General features: G+C 61.1%; 21 protein-coding genes. 13 read left to right on the forward strand and 8 right to left on the reverse strand.

Features of this window, described 5'->3' with window-relative positions; all coding sequences use genetic code 11:
- Positions 1-97 precede the first annotated feature (97 nt).
- The 6 genes from ACZZ0B_RS07545 to ACZZ0B_RS07570 all read left to right on the forward strand — a co-directional run bounded on the left by ACZZ0B_RS07545 (position 98) and on the right by ACZZ0B_RS07570 (position 6,059).
- Positions 98-631: a Csu type fimbrial protein gene (locus tag ACZZ0B_RS07545; RefSeq protein WP_463544757.1), complete on the forward strand. Its 534-nt coding sequence runs from the start codon at positions 98-100 to the stop codon at positions 629-631.
- A gap of 20 nt (positions 632-651) precedes the next feature.
- The gene (locus ACZZ0B_RS07550) at positions 652-1,188 is read left to right on the forward strand and encodes a Csu type fimbrial protein (protein WP_158835057.1); all 537 of its coding nucleotides are present in this window, start codon (positions 652-654) and stop codon (positions 1,186-1,188) included.
- Positions 1,189-1,192: 4 nt separating this feature from the next.
- Positions 1,193-1,693, forward strand: coding sequence for a Csu type fimbrial protein (locus ACZZ0B_RS07555; RefSeq protein ID WP_158835071.1), 501 nt, complete (start codon positions 1,193-1,195; stop codon positions 1,691-1,693).
- Positions 1,694-1,726: 33 nt separating this feature from the next.
- Positions 1,727-2,500, forward strand: coding sequence for a fimbrial biogenesis chaperone (locus ACZZ0B_RS07560; protein ID WP_440095393.1), 774 nt, complete (start codon positions 1,727-1,729; stop codon positions 2,498-2,500).
- 233 nt (positions 2,501-2,733) lie between these two features.
- Positions 2,734-5,091 carry a fimbria/pilus outer membrane usher protein gene (locus ACZZ0B_RS07565; protein WP_463544758.1) on the forward strand — a complete coding sequence of 786 codons (2,358 nt, stop codon included), beginning with the start codon at positions 2,734-2,736 and terminating at the stop codon, positions 5,089-5,091.
- Positions 5,088-6,059, forward strand: coding sequence for a Csu type fimbrial protein (locus tag ACZZ0B_RS07570; protein WP_008082057.1), 972 nt, complete (start codon positions 5,088-5,090; stop codon positions 6,057-6,059). Before ACZZ0B_RS07565 ends, ACZZ0B_RS07570 begins: the two co-directional genes overlap by 4 nt.
- A gap of 138 nt (positions 6,060-6,197) precedes the next feature.
- Here ACZZ0B_RS07570 and ACZZ0B_RS07575 read toward each other — a convergent pair whose 3' ends face one another.
- Entirely contained in the window at positions 6,198-6,941 is a 744-nt protein-coding gene (locus ACZZ0B_RS07575) for an anti-sigma factor family protein (RefSeq protein ID WP_463544759.1), read from the reverse strand.
- Positions 6,938-7,444, reverse strand: coding sequence for a sigma-70 family RNA polymerase sigma factor (locus ACZZ0B_RS07580; RefSeq protein WP_463544760.1), 507 nt, complete (start codon positions 7,442-7,444; stop codon positions 6,938-6,940). The genes ACZZ0B_RS07575 and ACZZ0B_RS07580 overlap by 4 nt, the downstream gene beginning before the upstream one ends.
- A gap of 281 nt (positions 7,445-7,725) precedes the next feature.
- Between ACZZ0B_RS07580 and ACZZ0B_RS07585 the strand changes: the two genes are divergently transcribed.
- From ACZZ0B_RS07585 to ACZZ0B_RS07605, 5 genes are all read left to right on the forward strand, one after another.
- Entirely contained in the window at positions 7,726-9,306 is a 1,581-nt protein-coding gene (locus ACZZ0B_RS07585) for an amino acid adenylation domain-containing protein (RefSeq protein ID WP_463546916.1), read from the forward strand.
- Positions 9,303-10,637 carry a hypothetical protein gene (locus ACZZ0B_RS07590; RefSeq protein ID WP_463544761.1) on the forward strand — a complete coding sequence of 445 codons (1,335 nt, stop codon included), beginning with the start codon at positions 9,303-9,305 and terminating at the stop codon, positions 10,635-10,637. Before ACZZ0B_RS07585 ends, ACZZ0B_RS07590 begins: the two co-directional genes overlap by 4 nt.
- Before the next feature lie 52 nt (positions 10,638-10,689).
- A complete protein-coding gene (locus tag ACZZ0B_RS07595; protein ID WP_463544762.1) occupies positions 10,690-11,454 on the forward strand; it encodes an enoyl-CoA hydratase-related protein in 765 nt (254 codons plus the stop codon).
- A gap of 121 nt (positions 11,455-11,575) precedes the next feature.
- Positions 11,576-12,682 carry a catalase family peroxidase gene (locus tag ACZZ0B_RS07600; protein WP_158835106.1) on the forward strand — a complete coding sequence of 369 codons (1,107 nt, stop codon included), beginning with the start codon at positions 11,576-11,578 and terminating at the stop codon, positions 12,680-12,682.
- Positions 12,679-13,224, forward strand: a complete 546-nt coding sequence (locus ACZZ0B_RS07605; protein ID WP_008082072.1) for a cytochrome b — start codon at positions 12,679-12,681, stop codon at positions 13,222-13,224. Before ACZZ0B_RS07600 ends, ACZZ0B_RS07605 begins: the two co-directional genes overlap by 4 nt.
- 51 nt (positions 13,225-13,275) lie before the next feature.
- Here the strand turns inward: ACZZ0B_RS07605 and ACZZ0B_RS07610 are convergent, their stop codons facing one another.
- Both ACZZ0B_RS07610 and ACZZ0B_RS07615 read right to left on the reverse strand, forming a co-directional pair.
- Positions 13,276-14,478 (reverse strand): MFS transporter, encoded by a 1,203-nt coding sequence (locus ACZZ0B_RS07610; protein WP_008082075.1) that lies wholly within the window; start codon positions 14,476-14,478, stop codon positions 13,276-13,278.
- Positions 14,479-14,618: 140 nt separating this feature from the next.
- The gene (locus ACZZ0B_RS07615) at positions 14,619-15,770 is read right to left on the reverse strand and encodes a M14 family metallopeptidase (RefSeq protein WP_463544763.1); all 1,152 of its coding nucleotides are present in this window, start codon (positions 15,768-15,770) and stop codon (positions 14,619-14,621) included.
- Positions 15,771-15,867: 97 nt separating this feature from the next.
- Between ACZZ0B_RS07615 and ACZZ0B_RS07620 the strand changes: the two genes are divergently transcribed.
- The gene (locus tag ACZZ0B_RS07620) at positions 15,868-16,086 is read left to right on the forward strand and encodes a hypothetical protein (RefSeq protein WP_157173088.1); all 219 of its coding nucleotides are present in this window, start codon (positions 15,868-15,870) and stop codon (positions 16,084-16,086) included.
- A 164-nt stretch (positions 16,087-16,250) separates the two neighbouring features.
- Here the strand turns inward: ACZZ0B_RS07620 and ACZZ0B_RS07625 are convergent, their stop codons facing one another.
- Positions 16,251-16,589, reverse strand: a complete 339-nt coding sequence (locus ACZZ0B_RS07625) for a DUF6124 family protein (protein ID WP_463544764.1) — start codon at positions 16,587-16,589, stop codon at positions 16,251-16,253.
- Positions 16,590-16,719: 130 nt separating this feature from the next.
- Between ACZZ0B_RS07625 and ACZZ0B_RS07630 the strand changes: the two genes are divergently transcribed.
- Positions 16,720-17,379, forward strand: a complete 660-nt coding sequence (locus tag ACZZ0B_RS07630) for a LexA family protein (RefSeq protein WP_158835115.1) — start codon at positions 16,720-16,722, stop codon at positions 17,377-17,379.
- Between the two features lie 39 nt (positions 17,380-17,418).
- Here the strand turns inward: ACZZ0B_RS07630 and ACZZ0B_RS07635 are convergent, their stop codons facing one another.
- From ACZZ0B_RS07635 to ACZZ0B_RS07645, 3 genes are all read right to left on the reverse strand, one after another.
- Positions 17,419-19,368 carry an acetyl/propionyl/methylcrotonyl-CoA carboxylase subunit alpha gene (locus ACZZ0B_RS07635; protein ID WP_463544765.1) on the reverse strand — a complete coding sequence of 650 codons (1,950 nt, stop codon included), beginning with the start codon at positions 19,366-19,368 and terminating at the stop codon, positions 17,419-17,421.
- Positions 19,368-20,183 carry a gamma-carboxygeranoyl-CoA hydratase gene (locus ACZZ0B_RS07640; protein WP_158835121.1) on the reverse strand — a complete coding sequence of 272 codons (816 nt, stop codon included), beginning with the start codon at positions 20,181-20,183 and terminating at the stop codon, positions 19,368-19,370. Before ACZZ0B_RS07640 ends, ACZZ0B_RS07635 begins: the two co-directional genes overlap by 1 nt.
- A gap of 118 nt (positions 20,184-20,301) precedes the next feature.
- On the reverse strand, positions 20,302-21,909 hold the full coding sequence (locus ACZZ0B_RS07645) for a carboxyl transferase domain-containing protein (RefSeq protein WP_463544766.1): 1,608 nt from the start codon (positions 21,907-21,909) through the stop codon (positions 20,302-20,304).
- Between the last annotated feature and the right edge of the window lie 4 nt (positions 21,910-21,913).

Raw genomic sequence — 21,913 nt, forward strand, 5'->3', positions numbered from 1 at the left:
ATTTTAACGGGCAACCCTGAGGATTCGGGTTGTGCAGCAATGGCGTTCAATGATGAACGCAGGGGTTGGAGTCACCTGAAGGAGTAGGGACGGGCGCATGACAGGCAAGTACTGGATGGTCATGGCGGCAGGTACGCTGGCATTACTCGCGGACGCTGCGCAGGCAGCGGTCAGCGGGCAGATTCATGCGCGGCTGACCCTGATTGCCGGCTGCGAGGTGACCAATAGCAGCAACCCGTCCAGCCCGATCGGTGAGCTGGGCACCCTCGATTTTGGTCTTCAGGGCCCCACCTGGAACGCGCCGATCAAGGCCAGCTTCGATGGCGACAGCAGCGGCAAACTCAATGTTGCCTGCAATCCTTCGGTCACCGGTTTCACCGTCACCATTGACGGCGGCACCCACGGTGACGGCAATACCCGGCGCCTGAGCAACGGCCGCCAGACCATTCCCTATCAGCTGTTCGTCGATCCCTCCGGCGTCCGGAGCTACAGCATCGGCCAGCAACACAATTTCGCTGTTACCAGCGGTGCGCAGATACCCATTCCGGTATTTGGCTCGGTGGTGGCGAATACCCGCGCGGTACCGGCAGGGGTCTATACCGACACCCTGACGGTGACGCTCGACTGGTAACCCCGTAGAGGACGGACACCATGCGTACGTTTGCATCAAGGATAGGTTTGTCGCTGCTCGGCCTGACGCTGGTTTCCAGTGCCAATGCCGCCACCACGGTCACCGGCCAGATCACCTCCAGCCTGATCCTGATCAGCAGCTGCCAGGTCAACGGCGCTGGCGGCTCCACCGGGCTGAACTTCGGTGCATTGAACTTCGGCACCGCCAATAGCCTGTTCACCACGGCCACCGGGCAAGTGCTGGGCGGCGGTGGCGGGGCGCTGTCGATCCTGTGTTCGAGCGGCACCACGCCGACGGTCAAGGTGCGCGCCGGGGCCAACGACGGCAAATCACCGGGCGGTACACGGGCGTTGTACGACGGCGTCGCCAACTATGTGCCGTACGACTTGTACACCGACGCCGGGCACTCGCAGCTGCTGGCGATTGACGGCACGATCAACCTTGCCGCCAGCAGCGGTGTCGCGCAAACGGTGAACATCTACGGTCAGGCGGTGGGCAAGGCCGGTCTGCCGGCGGGTACCTACACCGACACCGTCGCTGTCGAACTGACGTTCTGATGCCATGCGCCGGCAGGGATGCGCCGCGCTGCTCCTGCTCTGTGCGGGCAGTGCGCCGCTGACGCTGGACGCGGCGACGAGCCAGAGCTTTCAGGTCAGCGCCACGGTCACCGCTGGATGTCTGGTGGTGGGCGGGGTGTCCAACTACGGCGGGCTGAATTTCGGCTCGCGCTCAGCCTTGGCCACCGGCACGGTGCAGGTCGCGCTGACGGGCGGGGTGCAGCTGCAATGCACGCCGGGGGTGACGTTGAACATGAGCGTCGATGGCGGCCAGTACAACAGCAGTGGCCGGCACATGCAGGTCAACAGTGGCACGGCGCGGGTGGCGTATGCGCTGTTTCGCGATGCGGCATACAGCCAGAGCCTGGGCATCGGCCAGAGTGTGGCGGTGGCCTACAGCGATGCGAACAACATCAGCCTGCCGATTTACGGTCAGGTGCAATTGCCGGGCAACCAGCCCGGGGGGACATACAGCGACGTGCTGCAGGTGCAGCTGTCGTGGTAAGCGCCGTTTGAATGGCTGACGAGGAGCAGGTGTATGGGGGCAGTTACATTCATTGGGCGTGCGTTTTTTGCGCTGCTCGTCCTCGGGGCAGGCTATGCGCACGCTGCCAGTTCGGTGCTGATCTGGCCGATCGATCCGGTGCTGGAGGCCGATCAACAGGCCAGCGCGTTGTGGCTGGAGAATCGCGGCAACGAGACCGCCAATCTGCAGATCCGCGTGTTCGGCTGGAGCCAGAGCGGTTTCGAGGAGCAATACCAGAATCAACGTGACGTGATCGGCAGCCCGCCGGTGGCGAAGATCGAGCCGGGGCAGAAGCAGCTGGTGCGCCTGACCCGTACCAAAGAAGTGCCGCCGGGGCAGGAACTGGCCTACCGGATCATCATCGACGAAATCCCCTCGGCGCAACCGCCCTCGGCAGACGGCAGCAAGACAGCTGCTGCGATCCGCTTCCAGATGCGTTATTCGGTGCCGCTGTTCGCCTACGGCGCCGGGCTGTGGAGCAAAGAGGACAGCACCCGCCCGCGCGACCCCAAAGGCATTGGCCTGCCGCAATTGAGCTGGCGCACCGTGGCGGTGGACGGCAAGCCTTATGTGGAAGTGCGCAATCAAGGCGCGGTGCATGCGCGATTGACCGATGTCGCGATCAAACAGGGCGGGCAGAGCAAACCGCTGGCGGAAGGGCTGCTGGGTTATGTGCTGCCGGGCGCGGTAATGCGCTGGCCGGCGCCGGCACCAGCGGCGGATGCGGCGTTGCAGGTGCGGGTCAACGGCGCGCCGCAGGTGCAAAGCATCACCCCGGCAAAGTAAGCAACGGTCTCGGCTTCATGGAGAGGTTTTGTGGCGAGGGAGCTTGCTCCCGCTCAGGCGCCAAGCAGTCGTAAATTCAGCCTGCGCGCTGTCTCTGGATAGACCGGATGGGGCCACTGCGCAGCCCGGCGGGAGCAAGCGCTGGCCACAGATATTGCGTCGGGCCCGATAGACACGGGCTCGGCCACCGCAGTATCAGGAGGATTCAGTCCATTGACGGACGTAATACGTGTATGAGCCGAGGATTGGCTCGCCGTCTTCAGCGTCCGTTGTGGCTCATGACCGGCGCGTGTTGCCTGGTGCTCATTTCACCACTGGAGGCCGGCGAACTGCCGCCGCCACCCAGCGGCATGGAGGCCGTCAGTGATGCTCAGTTGTTTCTCGAACTGGTGGTCAATCAGATGAACACCGGGCGCGTGGTGGCGGTGCAGCAACGCGGCGGACGCCTGTTTCTGCCGACCACGGCGTTACGTGAAACCGGGATGGCCCTGCCTGAAAATGTCGGCGCCGAAGTCGACCTCGACAGCCTGCCGGGGCTGCACAGCGATTACGACAGCGTCGGTCAGCGCCTGCTGCTGGACGTGCCGCCGGACTGGTTGCCGGAGCAGTTCATCGGCAATCGCCAGGCCTATCCACGAACCCCGGCCCTGAGCAGTTTCGGCGCGCTGTTCAACTATGACCTGTACCTCAACGACACCGACGACGCTGGCACCTACCTCGCCGCGTGGAACGAAGTGCGGGTGTTTGACAGTTGGGGCACGCTGTCCAATACCGGGCAATACCGGCGCACGTTAGCGGGTGATTCGCTCAGCACGCTGAACAACGGCTACCTGCGTTACGACACCACCTGGCGTTACTCCGATGACGAGCGAATGCTCACCTATGAAGCGGGCGACGTGATCAGTGGCGCCTTGCCGTGGAGCAGTTCGGTGCGCTTGGGCGGCGTGCAGTTCTCGCGGGACTTCGCGGTGCGGCCGGACCTGGTCACGTACCCGTTGCCGCAATTCGCCGGTGAAGCGGCGGTGCCGTCCTCGGTGGATCTGTTCATCAATGGCTACAAGTCCAGCAGCGCCGAGTTGCAGCCGGGCCCCTACACTCTGACCAACATTCCGTTCATCAATGGCGCGGGCGAAGCCGTCGTGGTGACCACCGATGCGCTCGGTCGGCAGGTCTCGACCACCGTGCCGTTCTATGTCACCAGCAGTCTGCTGCAAAAGGGCTTGAGCGATTTTTCGGTGGCCGCCGGCAGCTTGCGGCGCGACTATGCCCTGAAGGATTTCAGTTATGGGCCGGGCGTCACGTCCGGCAGCCTGCGCTATGGCGTCAGCGACAGTTTCACCCTCGAAAGCCATGCCGAAGCCTCCGATTCGCTGACCCTCGGCGGCCTCGGTGGCAACCTGCGCCTGGGCAATTTCGGCGTACTCAACAGCGCCATGAGTCAAAGCCGTTTCGACGGCGAGGGCGGTCAGCAATTAAGCCTGGGTTATCAGTACAGCAACCAGCGTTTCAGCTTTTCCTATCAGCGCCTGCAACGCCACGACCAATACGCCGACCTGACGGTGGTCGACAGCCCCTATATCAGCCTCAGCCGGCGCAGCGAACAGGCGACACTGAGCCTCAATCTCGACCGCTGGGGCAGCCTCGGCGCCGGTTATTTCGATGTCCGCGCAGCCGATGATTCGCGCACACGCCTGCTCAACCTGAGCTGGAGCAAACCGCTGTGGCGCAACAGCAGCTTTTATCTGTCGGCCAATCGCGAGATCGGCGACAGCAACTGGGCGGTGCAGGCGCAACTGGTGATTCCGTTCGACCTGCGCGGCAGCCTGGCGATCAGCAGCGAACGCAGCAAGACCGGTCAAAGCCAGCAACGGGTCAATTACAGTCGCGCGGTGCCGAGCGAGGGCGGGGTAGGCTTCAATCTGGGTTATGCCAAGGGTGATGGCGCCGATTACCGTCAGGCCGACGTCACCTGGCGTTTGCAATCGGTGCAATTGCAGGCCGGTGTCTACGGCACCTCGGACGCTGAAACCCGGTGGGCGGATGCCAGTGGTTCGCTGGTGTGGATGGACCGCCAGGTGTTCGCCGCCAATCGCATCGATGATGCGTTTGTGGTGGTCAGCACTGATGGTTTTGCCGACATTCCGGTGCGCTACGAAAACCAGCAGGTCGGCCAGACCGACAAGAACGGTCACTTGCTGGTGCCGTGGAGCAGTGCCTATTACCGCGGCAAATACGAAATCGATCCGCTGAACCTGCCGCCGAATGTGCGCAGTCCCAACGTTGAGCAACGCATTGCCGTGCGCCGAGGCAGTGGCTATCTGCTGGAGTTTCCACTGAGCCGGATCGTCGCGGCGAGCATCGTCCTTGTCGACGCCCAGCAACGCGAGTTGCCGCTGGGCGCCGGGGTCGTGCATGAGCAGAGCGGCACGCGGACCGTGGTCGGTTGGGACGGCCTGGTCTATCTGGAAAACCTTCAGGCGCAGAACTCATTGCAGGTGACCCTGGCCGACGGCAAGACCTGCCAGGTGCAATTCAACGTCGACATGAACCAGAACCAGGTGCCGTTGATTGGCCCGTTGGTGTGCCAATGATCAGTGCGCGGTTTTGCCTGTGGCTGGCGCTGATGCTGCCGGGGGCCGCTCAGGCCCTGTGTTCGGTGGTGAGTACCACGCCGGCGGCCTTCGGCACGATCAGTTCGATCGCCGTACGCACGACTTCGCAGCCCAGTTCGACGCTCAATGGCGGGTTGAGCTGCACCGGTTCACTGCTGTCGTTGCTGACCAGTAGCGACCACTTCTGGGGCACCGTGTCCTCGACTCAAAGTGGCCTGGTCGGGCCGACGGGCGACGTCATCAATTACACGCTCTACGCCAACAACAGCACCAGCTACCCGCTGACCCGTGGCACCGCTTATGACTTCGCCCGCAACGGCATCATCGATGCCTTGGGCCTGCTCAACGGCACCACGCCGAAAACCGTGCCGCTGTACCTGAGGACAACCATTGGCAGCAATGTTGCCGCCGGCGTATACACCGAGACCCTGAGCATCTTCTGGAACTGGAACTACTGCTCGGGGATCGGCATCGGTGCCATCTGCGTCGGGCGCGATATCAATAACGGCACCACGACGCTGACGGTCAACCTGACCGTTTCCAACGATTGCACGATTACCGCGCCGAACATCGCCTTCGGCAGCGCGCCGGTGATCAGCGCCTTCACCCCGGTGACCGGGCAAACCATCAATCTGGCGTGCACCAAGGGCAGCGCCTACACCGTGGGCTTGAGCGACGGGCAAAACGCGGCCAGCGTCGGCGGGCGCCGGCGAATGATCTCCGGGAGCAATTATCTGGCCTACGACATTTTCAAAAGCGCCGGCACCACGCGCTGGGGCAGCGTCGGCGCGGCGCGGCGGGCGAGTACCGACGCCGAGGTCAATCCCGGCAACGGCCAGGGCACCGGCAGCCAGATCTTCAACTACAACGCGAAAATCTATACCGACCAGACCACGCCACCGGCGGGCACCTATTTGGACAATGTGGTGCTCGATGTCGGTTTTTGAACCTTCGCGATATTGCCTGATAACCACAATCCCTGTGGGAGCGGGCTTGCCCGCGATAGCGGTGGATCATGCAAAATAAATGTTGAATGTGCCGGCCTCATCGCGGGCGAGCCCGCTCCCACAGGGTTTGCGGAGTACTCAAAATTGCAGTGATCGCGCTGCCGGGGAATCGGTAGGGCTGACCATTGCGTAGTTGTAGCCTTCACCCGACCAGTACTCGGCCTGCAAATCCCCGTCGCTGCGTTTGCCGCGTGGCAAAAAGGTGTTTTTCGGCCCCGGCGGGCGTACATAAAAACTGACTTTGTGGCCGCTGCCATCCTCATACATCACCATTGCCGCCGGCCCCTCATCGGTGCTCAGCAGACGGCCGCTGACCGCTTGAAACCCGGCCGCTGTCAGGTCCGGCAAACGGCTGGCACGGGAGAAATAACGGTCGAGCCAGCGCTGCATGTCGCCGTCATTCTCAACCTTGTAATCCGCCGGCAACATGCCTTGCTGGGCGATCAATCGATAAGCCTGCAAGGCATCGGTCATCGGCAACATCGAGGAACGCACGAGGGTCATTTCGCGCGCCTGCCAGCCACTGAAACCGCCGACGCTGACGGCAATCAGCAACACCGCTGCACTGGCCAGATGACGACGTGACTGACGCTGGCGCTGCTGCCGAATCATCGTCGGATCAAGCGCTGGGTTCGCCGGTTGCTGCAGGGCACCGCCAAGGGCTGCGCGCAGTTGCTGGGCGTCCTGTTGCCAGGCGCGCACTTGCGCGGCTTCATCCGGGTGAGTGGTCAGCCAGGTGTCCAGCACACGCCGGTCGGCGTCGCTGAGTTGGTGGTCGACATAAGCGTGCAAATCACGCTCGCTGGGGGGCAGGCTGATCATTTGAGTCTCCGCAGAGAAGGGCTGGTGATTTCACCGTCGCAGAGTTGGCGCAAGGCCTGGCGGGCGCGGGACAGGCGCGACATCACGGTGCCGATCGGGGCGCCGAGGATCTCGGCGACCTCTTTATAGGTCAGGCCTTCCACCGACACCATCAGCAGCAGGGCGCGCTGTTCGGTGGGCAAGCGGTCGAAGGCTTGCAGGGTCGATTGGGCAATCACCGTGCGTTCCACCGACGGTTCGGCATCGTCACGCCCGGTGAAAAATTCGAGCATGCGCGCATACCGTCGCGAGCGGCGATGGGCATCGAGAAACTGCCGATACAGGATCGCGAACAGCCAGGCCCGCAAGTCGCCATCGGCGCGTTTGGCGCCCCAACTCGACAGCGCCCGCTCCAGGCTCGCCTGCACCAGATCGTCGGCGCTGCTGCTGTTGCGCGTCAATGACACGGCGAAGCGGCGCAATCGGGGGATCAATTCCCGCAGTGGCTCGTCAAGGTCGTTCATGGAGAGGTGATCATGGGCTGGACATCTCACGGGCCGGATAAGCAGTGTTGAACAGAAAGACGTCTCCCGCCGTAAATTATTCCCTCCGGTGTTATGAAAATGTTCATCCCTGCTTTTGTAGGAGATGTCGCTGCGTTTTGTAGTCCGTGTAATGGATTCAGATTTCCCTGCTCAACCCTTTTGACAGACGCGTTTGGCGACCGGTGCAGCCCAGCTCAACCGGCCAGAAGTGACTGGACATATTGTCGGGAAATAAGGGAAGTCCAATGCAAGCGTTAGTGATGAAAAACCGCTCGGTATCGAGCATCGAGCCGAAGGTCATTGTTGAATCCGATCCATGGCAGCGCTTCGGTTGCGGCCCTCTGGTCGAGCCGAGCGCGGCATTGATTCACCGCGCCATCGAAGCGCAAGCCAGTGCCCGGCCTCAGGCCATCGCGGCGCAATGTCAGGGGCAATCGATTACTTACGGCGAGTTGAACCGTCAGGCCAATCGGCTCGCGGTCAATTTGATCCAGCGCGGCGTGGTGGCAGGCGATCACGTGGCGCTGTTTGTCGAGCGTTCGATTCCGATGCTGGTGGGCATGTTGGCAGTGTTGAAAGTCGGCGCGGCCTACATCCCTCAGCATGTGGGCATCACTCCTGCCTCCCAGTTGCGCCACATCATGACCGTTGCCCGGGTACGCGTTGTTCTGACGTTGTCGGCGCTGGCGCCGGCGATTCCGCTGACGGCGGCCGAGCAATGCATCCACCTGGATGAATTCATCCGCGAAGAAAGTGTTGCCAGCGATGAGTTGAATATCTGTGGCGAAACGGCATCGCCGGACTCACTGTGTTTTGTGCTGTTTACCTCAGGCACTACCGGCCTGCCCAATGGGGTACGCGTGACCCAGCGCAACGTGTGCAACATCTTGCTGACGGCGCCGGGCAATCTCGGTATGCGCCCTGGCTGGAAGGTCGGCCAGATCCTCAACATCGCCTTTGATATGGCGGCGTGGGAGGTGTTGGGTTGCCTGGCCCACGGCGCCACGCTGTTGATCCGTGGCAAAGACATCGCGCAGACCGCCGAGCAGTGCGACGTGCTGATTGCAACGCCGTCGATTCTCGCCACGCTTGACCCCGCACGTTGCCGCCAGGTGAAGGTCGTCGCCTTGGCAGGCGAACCGTGCCCACAACCATTGGCAGACCGCTGGGCCGCATTTTGCAGTTTTAACAACGCGTGCGGACCGACCGAAACGACCATCGTCAACACCCTGCAGCACTATCAGGGATCGGGACCGCTGACGATCGGTAAACCGACGCCGAACAATACCGTTTATGTGCTCGATGAGGCGGGGCAACTCTGCGCCCCCGGTGAGCAAGGCGAAATGTGGGCGGGGGGCGATTGCGTCACGGCGGGATACCTGGGCAATCCTGAGCTGACCGCCGAGCGGTATCAGCCTGATCCGTTTCTGGGTGACGGGCGGATGATGTTTCGCACCCGTGATCTGGGACGTTGGACCGAAAACGGCGAGTTGGAGCACTTGGGGCGTGTCGATGATCAGGTCAAGGTCAGAGGTTTTCGGGTGGAACTCGACTCGGTGTCAGCGGCGCTGGAGGCTGCACCGAATTGCGAGCGCGCGGTCACGCTGAAGCTCGACAGTCGTCAACTGGTGGCGTTCGTTTATCCGGCTTCCACGAACGTCGATGTGGCGCGTTTGTATTGCGAAGAACGACTCGCTTATTACTGCGTGCCTTCTTTGATTCTCGCGGTCGATGACATTCCGCTGACCTCCCGGGGCAAGGTCGACAAGCGTCTGTTGCTGGCGAGAGCACTCGCACATCAAGCGGAAAATACCTGCACCGAACAGCAGGTGCCGGCATGAACGCAGTGGATGCAAACGTCGATTTACCCGCCAAACCGGCACGTTGGCGGCGCCTCGGAACGCTGCCGATGTTTTCGCACTACAATCGTCTGGTCGCGCTGGTATTCGCCTGCAATGTCGCCGCGCTGGTGTTTGGCCTGAGCGGCGGCCAGTGGTGGTCGGCCGCAGGCGTGGATTTGCCTGCGCTCTCGGGCTTGGTGGTGGCGAACCTGTCCATGGCGATATTGATTCGTCAGCAGTACCTGATCAATGCGCTGTTCTGGCTGGCAACGCGAGCACCAACGACCTGGCCGCTGGCCATTCGTCGCTCGCTGGCCAAGGTCTATCACTTTGGCGGATTGCACAGTGGTGGGGCGACAGCCGCCATTGCCTGGTTCGCGGCGTTGTCGGGTTCGATGATCTGGCAGCGGTTTGCAGGGCCTGGCGGGGTTTCGTTGACGCTGATCGGCCTCAGCGGCGGGCTGTTCGGGTTGTTGTTGCTGATTGCAATCATGGCGTTGCCGGGCATACGCGGACGCTTTCACAACGCGTTCGAACGCACGCATCGTTTCGGTGGGTGGGCGGCGCTGGCGCTGTTCTGGGCGATGACGCTGGTGTCTGCTCAAGAGCAGAATCCCACGCTGGCGTTGATGGACGTCCTGCTGCGCTCGGTCTCGTTCTGGATGCTGCTGTTGCTGACGCTGAGCATTGCCTTGCCATGGCTGCGTTTACGCAAAGTCCCGATCAGTCTGCTCAAGCCGTCTGCACATGCGGTGATCGCGCGCTTCGATCATCACACACCGTTTGCCGGTTCAGCCACGGCGATCAGTCGCCACCCGCTGTGGGAGTGGCATTCCTTCGCCAATATTCCTACACCCGGAGAGGATGGTTTCCGCCTGATCATTTCCCGGGCGGGCGACTGGACGGGCGCGTTCATCGAGCAGGCGCCCACGCATGTCTGGGTAAAAGGCATCACCACGGCGGGCGTGGCGCACATTGAAACGCTGTTCAAATCGGTGGTGTATGTCGCCACCGGTAGCGGCATCGGCCCGGTGTTGCCACACCTGTTGGCCAGACAGGTGCCTATTCGCCTGATCTGGTCGACCCGCAGTCCGCGAGCCACTTATGGCGATTCGCTGGTGGATGAAATCCTCGAAGCCCAGCCCGACGCCCTGATCTGGGACACCGATGTGTCGGGCAAACCCGATCTGGTGAAGCTGGCCTATGCCGCCGTGCAGTCATTCGGCGCCGAAGCGGTGATCTGCATATCCAATCAGACGCTGACGCAGCGAGTGGTCGAGGAAATGGAGGCCCGAGGGATTCCGGCCTACGGCGCCATTTGGGATTCCTGACGCCACGCTGAAATTTTCCCTACACATACATTATTCAAGGAATGAGATGAACATGAACCTGTTGATTGAACGACTGGGACGCGTGGTGCTGATCCGGCTTGATCGCCCGCAGGCGCGCAATGCGCTGAGTACGCAGTTGATGACGCAGTTGCTGGAAACGCTGCGCGGGCTCGATAACGATCCGGGAGTCGGTTGTTTCCTTATTACCGGTACGAAGGAGTACTTCGCGGCTGGCGCCGATATCAAGGAAATGTACGCAAAGTCGTACCAGGAGATGATCGAGGAGGACTATTTCGCCGGGTGGGATGCTTTCACCGCCTTCCGCACGCCAAAAGTCGCTGCAGTGGCGGGGTATGCTTTTGGCGGTGGCTGTGAGTTGGCAATGATGTGTGACGTGATCATCGCTGCCGAGTCGGCGCAGTTTGCCTTGCCGGAAATCACCTTGGGCGTTATGCCGGGGATGGGCGGAACCCAACGCCTGACCCGGCTGGTAGGCCGAGCCAAAGCCATGGACATGATTTTGACCGGGCGTTCGATCGGTGCCCGCGAAGCCGAACAGGCCGGACTGGTCTCGCGGGTGACCGCCACCGGTGAATTGCTTGAGCAAGCATTGGCCGTCGCACAGCAGATCGCAGGATTTGCGCGAACGGCGACATTGGCGGCCCGCGAAGCGGTGAATCGCGCGGAGGAACCCGGAATGCGTGAAGGCATTCTGTTCGAGCGACGGGTGTTTCATGGCTTGTTCGCGACACCGGACCAAAAGGAAGGCATGCAGGCTTTTTTACAGAAACGTCCGCCACGGTTTCAGCAGATTTAATCTCTTCAGCGGGGCGTCGTACGCATCGAGGTGAAAGAAACTACAGTTCAAAGGGAATAATCCTACGAGGCGTGCGTCTCATAGCACCTTTCCCTACGGCCGATGGCCCTGGAGTCTTTTCATGGTTGATCGCAGCTCACCGCCCACTTCACCGCCGGGCGGGCCACAGCGCCCGCCATTGAGCGCCGCCAGCCTGATGTTGCGTCTGAGCGGCATCGCCGTGGTCATCGCTGCTGTGGCCGGGGCGTTTGCCTACGTGCATGGCAACTTCGACCCACAACGTCTGACGCCAAAAGCGCTGGTCGATGTGCTGGAGAAAAACAACGGCGTGCATCCTGGGTTTCGTCGCAATCACGCCAAAGGTGTCTGCGTGATTGGCCATTTCGAGAGCAGTGGCGAGGCGCGGGTGTTCTCCACCGCGCAGGTGTTCAATGATCCGCGCACAGCGGTGGTCGGGCGCTTTGCGTTGCCGGCGGGCAATCCTTATGCACCGGACAGCAGCGTGCCGATTCGCAGTCTGGCGTTGCGTTTTACTCAGGCCAACGGGCAGCAGTGGCGTACCGGGATGAACAGCATGCCGGTGTTCCCGGTCGGGACACCTGAGGCGTTTTATCAGTTGCAGCAGGCGCAGTCGCCGGATCCGACCACGGGCAAGCCTGACCCGAGCAAGGTGCCGGCATTCTTTGCTTCGCACCCGGAAGCGGTGCCGTTTCTGACGTGGGTGAAGACCGCCAAACCGTCCGCCAGTTACGCCACGGAAACCTATAACAGCATCAATGCCTTTTATCTGGTGGACGCCAGCGGCAAAAAGCAGGCGGTGCGCTGGAGCATGGCGCCGTTGGCGCAAGACGCAGCGGGTGCCACTGCACCTGAGGGCGGTGATTTTCTGGAGAAGGATCTGGTGCAGCGCCTGGCCGCCGCACCGCTGCGCTTTCAGTTGAACATCACCTTGGCCAACCCCGATGACCCCGTCAATGACGCCAGTAAAACCTGGCCTGCCGGGCGCAAGGTCGTCAACGCTGGCACCTTGGTGCTGGAGAAAACCCAGCCGCAACTGAGCGGTGAATGCCGCGACATCAACTACGACCCGCTGGTGTTGCCGGCCGGGATTCAAGGCACCGACGATCCGTTGCTCGCGGCACGTTCCGCCGGTTACGCCGATTCCTACCTGCGTCGCACCAGCGAAGTCAGCCAGTTGCCCGCCGCCAAACAGGAGGCTCGCCCATGAGCACTCAACCGACGCATTTCGCTTTGCTGGCGCGGCTGCTGCATTGGCTGATGGCCGTGATGATCATCGCCATGCTGTTTATTGGCGCAGGGATGGTGACCTCCGTTTCCGCGCGGCATGAGTGGCTGATTCATCTGCACAAACCGTTGGGGATCGCGATTCTGGCGCTGGTGATCGTGCGTCTCCTGGTGCGTTTGTGCACCCGCCAGCCACCATTGCCGGCGGATCTGCCGGATTGGCAGGTACTGGCGGCCAAGGCTTCGCACCTGTTGCTGTACGCGTTGATGCTGGTGCTGCCGTTGCTCGGTTGGGCGATGATCAGCGCTTCGGGTGAACCGGTCATGCTCAGCGCCACGTTGCAGTTGCCGTCGATTGTGCCGGCCGATGCGCAGCTGTTTGCGTTGCTGCGCAAGGCCCATGGTTATCTGGCGTATCTGCTGTTTCTCACCGTGCTGCTGCACTTGGCGGCGGCGCTGTTTCATGGTTGGGTGCGCCGCGACGAAGTGCTCGACAGCATGTTGCGCGGCCGCAATCGCAATTAACGGTGGCGAGGGAGCTTGCTTGCGCTGGAGTGCGAAGCAGTCCTCAGGATCTTACGACTGCTGCGCCACCGAGCGGGAGCCAGCTCCCTCGCCACGGTGTGACAGTGTTAGCCACCAATAAAAGAGGGCAATGGCATTGATGCCGGCGCCGAGCAGACACACGCCCAGCCACCCGGCCCACGCATACATCGCGGTTGAGCCGATCGAACCCAACGCGCTGCCGATCGAGTAAAACAACATGTAACCGGCGGTGAGGCGGCTTTGCGCTTCCGGGCGCACGCTGTAGATCATGCTTTGGCTGGTGACGTGGATGGCTTGCAAGCCCAGGTCGAGGGTGATCACGCCGAGCAGCAGCGCCCACAGCGAGGATTGCGTGAGGGCGATGGGCAGCCACGAAGCCAGCATCAATAACAATGAAAGGCCACTGACCCATTGCCCGAGGCCGCGATCAGCCAGATGCCCGGCGCGTGCCGCTGCCAATGCTCCGGCGGCACCGGCGAGTCCGAACAATCCGATTTCACTGTGGGAAAGTGACAGAGGCGGGGCCGCGAGCGGCAGCACCATCGGCGTCCACAGCACCATCGCGCTAGCGAACGTCAGCAAAGCGAGAAGTGCGCGTTGACGCAGCACCGCTTCTTCCTTGAACAGGCTGAATACCGAGGCGATCAATGCGAAGTAGGAGCTCGCCGGTTGTGGGGTTTCGTGCTTGGGTAATACGCGAAGGAGCAACAGCGCCATCAACAGAGTGAGGCCGGCTGAAAGGAAATAGATAGCTCGCCATCCAGCCAGATCGGCCATCCCTCCAGCGACCGTGCGTGCCAACAGGATTCCGACGACGATGCCGCTGGTGACCACACCGACCACGCGCCCGCGTTGTTGCGGGATCGCCAGCGTCGCGGCGTAAGCCACCAACACTTGCGTGACCACGGCGAGCAAACCGGTCAGGGTCATGCCGAGCAGCAACCACAGGCTGTTGGGCGCGAGCGCGATCATCAGCAACGCGACCGCCGACAGCAGCGTCTGAGTAACGATCAAGCGGCGTCGGTTGAGCAGGTCGCCGAGTGGCACCAGCAATACCAGACCTACGCCGTAACCGATCTGCGTCAACGTGATAACGATGCCAATGGTTGCCGGCGACAGGGCAAACGCTTCGGCCATGGCATCGAGCAGTGGCTGCGCGTAATACACATTGCCGACCGCAAGCCCGCAGGCGACTGAAAACAACAAAACGGCGCCGCTGTTGAGAGGTTTCATGTCCCGAGTCCTTTTAGGTTTCAAAATAAAACCATATCGCCATTTGGTTTTATATTGCAACCTTTATGGGTAAAGCGGAGGACGATAGAAAGCAAAAGATCGCAGTCAGGCTGCGATCTTTTGGTCTTGCGCGGGAGGCGTTAACGCAAGGTGTCGACCATGTCGGCGATAGTGGTCAGCACGTCTTTGCCCAATTGTTTCGAGCGTTTGCCGGACCAGCCGGTTTCCTTGTCAGGATGATCGTCGTGATCCTTGAACGGCATTTCCAGGGTCAGCGACAGGCAGTCGTATTTCTGGCCGACGCTGTTGCAGGCCAGGGTCATGTTCGCCTGACCCGGCTCATCGCGGGTGTAGCCGTACTTGGTCTGGAAATCTTTGGTGGTGTGTTTCAGATGGTTGCGGAAGTGCTCTTCGAGCTTCTCGATGCGCGGTGTGAAGCCAGGATTGCCTTCGCAACCGGCGGTGAATACGTGAGGGATTTCTTCATCGCCGTGAACATCGATGAACAGGTCAACGCCGTACTGTTGCATTTGCTGCTGCACGAACAGTACTTCCGGGCTGATGTCCTGACTGGCGTTCTGCCAGGCGCGGTTCAAGTCCTGGCCCATGGCGTTGGTGCGCAAGTGACCGTGGAAGGCACCGTCCGGGTTCATGTTCGGCACCAGGTACAGATCGGCGCTGGCCAGCAATTTGTTCAGCACCGGATCATCCTGGCGTTCCAGGCGTTCGATCACGCCTTCCATGAACCACTCGGCCATGTGCTCGCCCGGATGTTGCTGGGCAATGATCCAGACCTTGCGCTGGCCTGCAGCGCCGCTGCCTTTGCGCAGCAATTGAATATCGCGGCCTTCGACGCTTTTTCCGGTGGCCAGCAGTTCGGTGCCGGCCTTGGTCAGCGCCTGCTCGATCAGCCAGTCATGACGACCACGGCTGTAGGGTTCGAAATAGGCGAACCAGGCGTGGGTCTGGGTGGCTTCGAGGCTGAAGCGCAGGCAATCGCCTTCGAAAATGGTCGGCACGCGAAACCAGTTGACGTGATCGTAAGAGGCCACGGCTTGATAACCGGTCCAGGCTTTGTTGTACGAAGATTGGCTGGCGTTGTTCAGGCGAAACCAGTGTTCCTGGCCGACGTGCAGGCCGCTGGCCTTGAAGTGGAACCACTGAAAATGGGCGCTGCGGGTGTCCGGACGGATGGCCAGAACCGGATTGAGCGGATTACTGATGTCGATGACTTGGATATTGCCGCTGTCGAAGTTGGCGCTGATGTCGAACGAAGATTTGGCCACGGTCATAATCGCTTCCTGAATATGATTTTTATGGCCGTTACTTTACACGCAAGACTGCGCTGAAACCGAGGGAAATTGCGGGGTGTGGCGGGGGGCGTCCTCCATGACGCGGACGCAGCTTAGAGGCTATGCGATTGATTCTCAAGTGCTAATTGTCATTACTTTGCCCCAATGTGGCCGGGCTCGACTTGCCAAGCGATATTCTTTTGATATTATCCGCGCCATCGAATTTGCAGCACCTAAAGACTTCATTAGCCTGAAGACACAAGCCCGAAAAACGGGCAAAAAAAGACCCGGCAAAAAGCCGGGTCAAAAACCGTGATTAGCCTGATGAGGAGATAGTCCAGAAGACCGACCTAAGGTCTCTGGTCCATCGACTGATCTCGCGACCAGCTGCTTGCAATAATAATCATTATCATTTGCAAGTCAAATGTTTTTATCTGCGCGATTGGAAAATTCTTTCCCGTCCGTCCGAACTGCCGTTCCTCAGACCTCATCGCCATCGAGCGAATGGTCGACCATCGCCCGCGCCATATCGACCATGTGCACCACCGAAAACGCCAGATCGCGGCTTGGGCCTTGCAGGTTTTCTGCCGCCTTGAAGGCGGTCGCGGCTGCGCATCGCAGCAGATCCGAAGCATGCACCAACGCCTCTTCACCACTGAGATGACGTTTGACGTTGAAAAAGCGTTCGTCGACCTCGGGTTCAGACACAGTTGGTTTCAAGTAGTAGTCCAACGCCCGCTGCGCCGCGGCATTGCCTTGAGGCGAAGTGAAGGTGGTGTCCATCTGTAGATCGGGCAAGTCTTTGCTGCTGATATTCATGATGAAGGGTCACTCCTTGTTCGATTGAAAATCCGTGTCGTCAGCATAGTACGGTGCGTAGTTGTGACCAGAATTTAAATACTACAATATGTGTTTTGCGGGCCGAAGGCGTCCACGTATGGTGCGGCTTATGGATAAATGGATTGAGTTGGTCAAGGCCAAGATGAGTGAACTCAAAATCACTCAAACAGAGCTCGGAGAGCGTGTTGGCATGTCCCAGGGCGGCATCGGCCATTGGCTGAACAAACGTCGTGAACCGGGCGTCACGGAGATGAACCGTGTGCTGCAAGCACTGGGCATGGATTTTCTCGAAGTCGCGATGGTCATTCGCGAGCCGCAGCAAACCGCGGATGACGACATGCCGCTGGCACAGAAGTACAACCCGTACTTCCGTTACCCGGTGAACGACTGGCGCGCGCCTTTCGAAGTGCGCGAGACTGAGCCGCAGTCCTACAGCAAGGCGCAGGACAAACAGCGTTTCGAACTGACGGATTACCACGCCCGTGGCGCGGCCTTCTGGCTGACGGTGGCAGGCGATTCGATGACTGCTCCGCGCGGCCCGAGTATCGCCGAAGGCATGCTGATCCTGGTCGATCCGGCGGCAGAGGCGCTGCCGGGCAAACTGGTGATTGCCCAGTGGTCGGATTCTGATGATGCGATCTTTCGCAAACTCGACGAAGAGGGCGGCCAGCGTTACCTGGTACCGCTCAATCCGACATGGCCGAAAGCCCTGTTGACCGATGAGTGTCGAATCATCGGCGTGGTGGTTCAGGCAACGGCGCGTTACTAGTCGGATCGATCCTGCGCAGACGTAGGATCGATCTCCTTTTCAAGCTTCTTCCAGTTCAACCAAAGCGCTGCCTTCGCCGACCATTTCACCTTCCTGGCAATACAGCGCTTTGATCACCCCGGTATGCGGCGCCCGGATGCTGTGCTCCATCTTCATTGCTTCGAGCACCACCAGTTGTGCGCCGGCTTCGACCGTTTGCCCGACCTCGACCAGCACGCGAACAATGCTGCCGTTCATGGGCGCGGTCAGACCGCCCTGATGGCTGTGGCTGGCTTCAATGGCGCTGATCGGGTCGTAGGCTTCAACACGGCGCAATTCGCCTTCCCATTGCAGATACAGCGAGTCGCCCTGACGAATGGCCCGTAAGGGGCGACGCACTCCCTCGTGTTCCACCACCAGCGCTTCACCCGACAGATGAGCGTTACCCGCCAAACCCAGGGTCAACGCTCGATCCTGGCCCTCGCAACTCAAGTGCAGGGTGATTTCCCGGGGCAGACCGGCGCGCAAACCGCTGTTGAGTGACCACGGAGAACAAGGATCATCGGCCCGCGCGACCGCCGGCAAACTCTGCGCAAACGCCTGCGCTGCTGCTTCCCAGAACCCATCGCTCAACTCGCCGGCAGCCGGCAGCAATTGCTCCTGATAGCGCGGAATAAACCCGGTATCCAGCTCTGCTGCCGCAAACGCCGGATGCGCAATGATCCGCCGCAGAAAGTTGATATTGGTCTTCAACCCGCCAATCGCAAACTCATCGAGCATGCTCAGCAAACGCAAGCGCGCCTGTTCACGATCTTCGCCCCAGGCAATCAGCTTGCCGAGCATCGGGTCGTAGAACGGCGAAATCTCATCACCTTCCTCAACCCCGCTGTCCACTCGACGCCCAGGCCCTTCAGCCGACTCGCGATACAAATCCAGACGCCCGGTCGCCGGCAGAAAATCATTCGAAGGGTCTTCGGCATACAAGCGAACTTCAATCGCATGGCCATTGAGCGGCACTTGCGCCTGAGTGATCGGCAGCGCTTCACCCCGCGCCACACGGATTTGCCAGGCGACCAGATCGAGGCCGGTAATCGCTTCGGTCACCGGGTGTTCAACTTGAAGGCGCGTGTTCATCTCCATAAAGAAGAATTCGCCGCGCGCATCCAGCAAAAACTCCACGGTGCCCGCGCCGACATAACCAATTGCCTGCGCCGAGCGCACAGCCGCTTCACCCATCGCTCGACGCAACTCAGGCGTCAGCCCCGGTGCCGGCGCCTCTTCGACGACTTTCTGATGCCGACGCTGAATGGAGCAGTCCCGTTCATTGAGGTACAGGCAATTGCCGTACTGATCGGCGAATACTTGAATTTCGACGTGACGCGGCTTGAGCAAATACTTCTCGACCAGCATCCGCGAATCGCCGAACGACGACTGCGCTTCACGCTGTGCGGAGGCGAGTGCTTCGGCGAGCTGGCCGACCTCTTCAACAACCTTCATGCCTTTGCCACCGCCGCCGGCCGTAGCCTTAAGCAACACCGGATAACCGATGCGTTCGCAGGCAGCACGGAAGGTATCGAGATCTTGCGCTTCGCCGTGATAACCCGGCACCAATGGCACGCCGGCGGTTTCCATCAGCGCCTTGGCCGCCGATTTGCTGCCCATGGCGTCGATGGCCGAGGCGGGCGGGCCGAGGAAAATCAGCCCGGCCGCTTCGATTGCACGGGCGAACCCGGCGTTTTCGGAAAGAAAGCCATACCCCGGATGAATCGCCTGCGCGCCGCTGGCCTTGGCCGCCGCAATCAGTTTGTCGATTTGCAGGTAACTGTCAGCCGCTTTGCTGCCGCCGAGATCGACGCGGATATCCGCTTCACGGCTGTGTCGCGCCTCGCGGTCAGTGGCGCTGTGCACGGCGACGGTGGTCAGGCCCAGGGCCTTGGCGGTGCGCATCACGCGGCAAGCGATTTCGCCACGGTTGGCCACCAGCAGGGTGGTGAGAACAGGTGCGCTCATCAACGCGGCTCCTTGGTGGTGGTTTCGGCTTGCCAGCTCGGCGGACGTTTCTGCAGAAAGGCCCGCAGACCTTCCTGACCTTCCGGGCTGACGCGAATGCGGGCGATGGCGTTTTCGGTGTAGCGGCGCAGCGCCGGGGTCAGTGCGCCGTTGCCGACTTCACGCAACAAGTCCTTGCTGGCGCGCATCGCGGCGGGGCTGTTGAGCAGCAGATTGCTGATCCACTGTTCGACCTGTTGATCCAGTTCTGCAGCCGGATAGCTGTCGGACAACAAGCCGATTTCCCGCGCACGCTGACCGCCGAAACGTTCAGCGGTCAACGCATAACGCCGTGCCGCGCGTTCGCCGATGGCTTGCACCACGAACGGGCTGATCACCGCTGGCGCCAGACCGATGCGCACTTCCGACAAACAGAACTGCGCGTCGTCGGCGCCGATGGCCATGTCACAGCAACTGATCAGCCCCAGCGCGCCACCGAACGCCGCGCCTTGCACCACGGCCAGCGTCGGAATTTTCAGCTTGGCGAGGTTGTACATCAGCTCGGCCAGTTCGCGGGCGTCGTCGAGGTTGGTGTGGTAATCGAGCTCGGCCGATTGTTGCATCCACGCCAGATCGGCGCCGGCGCTGAAGTGTTTGCCACGGCCGCGCACCAGCAGAAAGCGCAGGCTGGCGTCGCTGGCAACCTTGTCGAGGGCGAGGATCAGTTCGCGGATCATCTCGGCGTTGAACGCGTTATTTTTCTCCGCGCGATTGAGCCACAGGGTGGCGAAACCGCGTGGGTCGCTTTGCAGTTCGAGGGTGTTGAAGTCGCTCATATTCTTCCGTCTCCACGGTTCTTGTGGGAGCAAGGCTTGCCCGCGAAAGTAGTCATTCCACCATTGATGTGACTGACACATCGCCTTCGCGGGCAAGCCTTGCTCCTACAGGATCGGATCACATCCGGAACACGCCGAAGCGGCTCGGTTCGATTGGCGCGTTCAGCGACGCGGACAGGGCCAGGGCCAGCACATCACGGGTCTGCGCCGGGTCGATGACGCCGTCGTCCCACAGCCGTGCGCTGGAATAGTAGGGGTGACCCTGCTCTTCATACTGGTCGAGGATCGGTTGCTTGATCTCGGCTTCCTGCTCGGCACTGAAGCTTTGGCCACTGCGTTCGGCCTGTTCACGCTTGACCTGCACCAGCACGCCGGCCGCCTGTTCGGCGCCCATCACGCCGATCCTCGCATTCGGCCACATCCACAGGAAACGCGGATCGTAAGCGCGGCCACACATGCCGTAGTTACCGGCGCCGAAACTGCCGCCGATGATCACGGTGAACTTCGGCACCTTGGCGCACGCCACAGCGGTCACCAGTTTTGCACCGTGCTTGGCGATGCCGCCGGCCTCGTATTTCTGGCCGACCATGAAGCCGGTGATGTTCTGCAAAAACAGCAGTGGAATGTTGCGTTGGCAGGACAGTTCGATGAAGTGCGCGCCTTTTTGCGCGGCTTCGGCGAAGAGGATGCCGTTGTTCGCCAGAATCGCGATTGGATAGCCGTGCAGATGCGCAAAACCGCAGACCAGCGTAGTGCCGAACAGCGCTTTGAACTCATCGAACACCGAACCGTCGACCAGCCGCGCGATCACTTCGCGCACATCGAAGGGTTGCTTGGCATCGGCGGACACCACGCCGTACAACTCATCGCTGGCGTACAGCGGCGCAATCGGCGCGCGTTGCTGCACTTCGCCGAGTTTGCGCCAATTAAGGTTGGCGACGCTGCGGCGGGCGAGGGCGAGGGCATGTTCGTCGCTCTCGGCGTAATGGTCGGCGACCCCGGAAATCTTGCAGTGCACATCGGCGCCGCCCAGATCCTCGGCACTGACAACTTCACCGGTCGCAGCTTTCACCAATGGCGGGCCGGCGAGAAAAATGGTGGCCTGATTGCGCACCATGATTGCTTCGTCCGCCATCGCCGGTACGTAAGCGCCGCCAGCGGTGCACGAGCCCATGACCACGGCGATTTGCGGAATGCCCATCGCGCTCATGTTGGCCTGGTTGAAGAAGATCCGCCCGAAGTGCTCGCGATCCGGGAACACTTCGTCCTGACGCGGCAGGTTGGCGCCGCCGGAGTCCACCAGATAGATGCACGGCAAGCGATTCTGCTGAGCGATGGTTTGTGCGCGCAGGTGTTTCTTCACGGTCAGCGGATAGTACGAACCACCCTTAACCGTCGCGTCGTTAGCGACGATCATGCATTCGACGCCTTCGACCCGGCCGATCCCGGCGATCACCCCGGCCGCCGGTACATCTTCGCCATAGACGGCGTGGGCGGCCAATTGGCTGATTTCCAGAAACGGTGAACCCGGATCGAGCAAGCGGTTGATGCGTTCACGCGGCAGCAGTTTGCCGCGCGAGGTGTGGCGCTCCTGGGCTTTCGCGCCGCCACCCTGCGCCACTTGGGCGAGCAGGGTGTGCAGGGCGTCGACCTGTTTGAGCATCGCCGCGCTGTTGGCGGCGAACTCTGCTGAACGTGGGTTGAGCTGAGTGTGCAAGGTTGCCATGGTC

Source organism: Pseudomonas sp. AC247, from assembly GCF_979258015.1.

What these genes read in the sequence shown, in the direction of transcription:
- ACZZ0B_RS07545 (WP_463544757.1), top strand. Translation starts at nt 98, where the DNA reads ATGACAGGCAAGTACTGGATGGTCATGGCGGCAGGTACGCTGGCATTA.
- ACZZ0B_RS07550 (WP_158835057.1), top strand. Translation starts at nt 652, where the DNA reads ATGCGTACGTTTGCATCAAGGATAGGTTTGTCGCTGCTCGGCCTGACG.
- ACZZ0B_RS07555 (WP_158835071.1), top strand. Translation starts at nt 1,193, where the DNA reads ATGCGCCGGCAGGGATGCGCCGCGCTGCTCCTGCTCTGTGCGGGCAGT.
- ACZZ0B_RS07560 (WP_440095393.1), top strand. Translation starts at nt 1,727, where the DNA reads ATGGGGGCAGTTACATTCATTGGGCGTGCGTTTTTTGCGCTGCTCGTC.
- ACZZ0B_RS07565 (WP_463544758.1), top strand. Translation starts at nt 2,734, where the DNA reads ATGAGCCGAGGATTGGCTCGCCGTCTTCAGCGTCCGTTGTGGCTCATG.
- ACZZ0B_RS07570 (WP_008082057.1), top strand. Translation starts at nt 5,088, where the DNA reads ATGATCAGTGCGCGGTTTTGCCTGTGGCTGGCGCTGATGCTGCCGGGG.
- ACZZ0B_RS07575 (WP_463544759.1), bottom strand. Translation starts at nt 6,941, where the DNA reads ATGATCAGCCTGCCCCCCAGCGAGCGTGATTTGCACGCTTATGTCGAC.
- ACZZ0B_RS07580 (WP_463544760.1), bottom strand. Translation starts at nt 7,444, where the DNA reads ATGAACGACCTTGACGAGCCACTGCGGGAATTGATCCCCCGATTGCGC.
- ACZZ0B_RS07585 (WP_463546916.1), top strand. Translation starts at nt 7,726, where the DNA reads ATGAAAAACCGCTCGGTATCGAGCATCGAGCCGAAGGTCATTGTTGAA.
- ACZZ0B_RS07590 (WP_463544761.1), top strand. Translation starts at nt 9,303, where the DNA reads ATGAACGCAGTGGATGCAAACGTCGATTTACCCGCCAAACCGGCACGT.
- ACZZ0B_RS07595 (WP_463544762.1), top strand. Translation starts at nt 10,690, where the DNA reads ATGAACCTGTTGATTGAACGACTGGGACGCGTGGTGCTGATCCGGCTT.
- ACZZ0B_RS07600 (WP_158835106.1), top strand. Translation starts at nt 11,576, where the DNA reads ATGGTTGATCGCAGCTCACCGCCCACTTCACCGCCGGGCGGGCCACAG.
- ACZZ0B_RS07605 (WP_008082072.1), top strand. Translation starts at nt 12,679, where the DNA reads ATGAGCACTCAACCGACGCATTTCGCTTTGCTGGCGCGGCTGCTGCAT.
- ACZZ0B_RS07610 (WP_008082075.1), bottom strand. Translation starts at nt 14,478, where the DNA reads ATGAAACCTCTCAACAGCGGCGCCGTTTTGTTGTTTTCAGTCGCCTGC.
- ACZZ0B_RS07615 (WP_463544763.1), bottom strand. Translation starts at nt 15,770, where the DNA reads ATGACCGTGGCCAAATCTTCGTTCGACATCAGCGCCAACTTCGACAGC.
- ACZZ0B_RS07620 (WP_157173088.1), top strand. Translation starts at nt 15,868, where the DNA reads ATGACGCGGACGCAGCTTAGAGGCTATGCGATTGATTCTCAAGTGCTA.
- ACZZ0B_RS07625 (WP_463544764.1), bottom strand. Translation starts at nt 16,589, where the DNA reads ATGAATATCAGCAGCAAAGACTTGCCCGATCTACAGATGGACACCACC.
- ACZZ0B_RS07630 (WP_158835115.1), top strand. Translation starts at nt 16,720, where the DNA reads ATGGATAAATGGATTGAGTTGGTCAAGGCCAAGATGAGTGAACTCAAA.
- ACZZ0B_RS07635 (WP_463544765.1), bottom strand. Translation starts at nt 19,368, where the DNA reads ATGAGCGCACCTGTTCTCACCACCCTGCTGGTGGCCAACCGTGGCGAA.
- ACZZ0B_RS07640 (WP_158835121.1), bottom strand. Translation starts at nt 20,183, where the DNA reads ATGAGCGACTTCAACACCCTCGAACTGCAAAGCGACCCACGCGGTTTC.
- ACZZ0B_RS07645 (WP_463544766.1), bottom strand. Translation starts at nt 21,909, where the DNA reads ATGGCAACCTTGCACACTCAGCTCAACCCACGTTCAGCAGAGTTCGCC.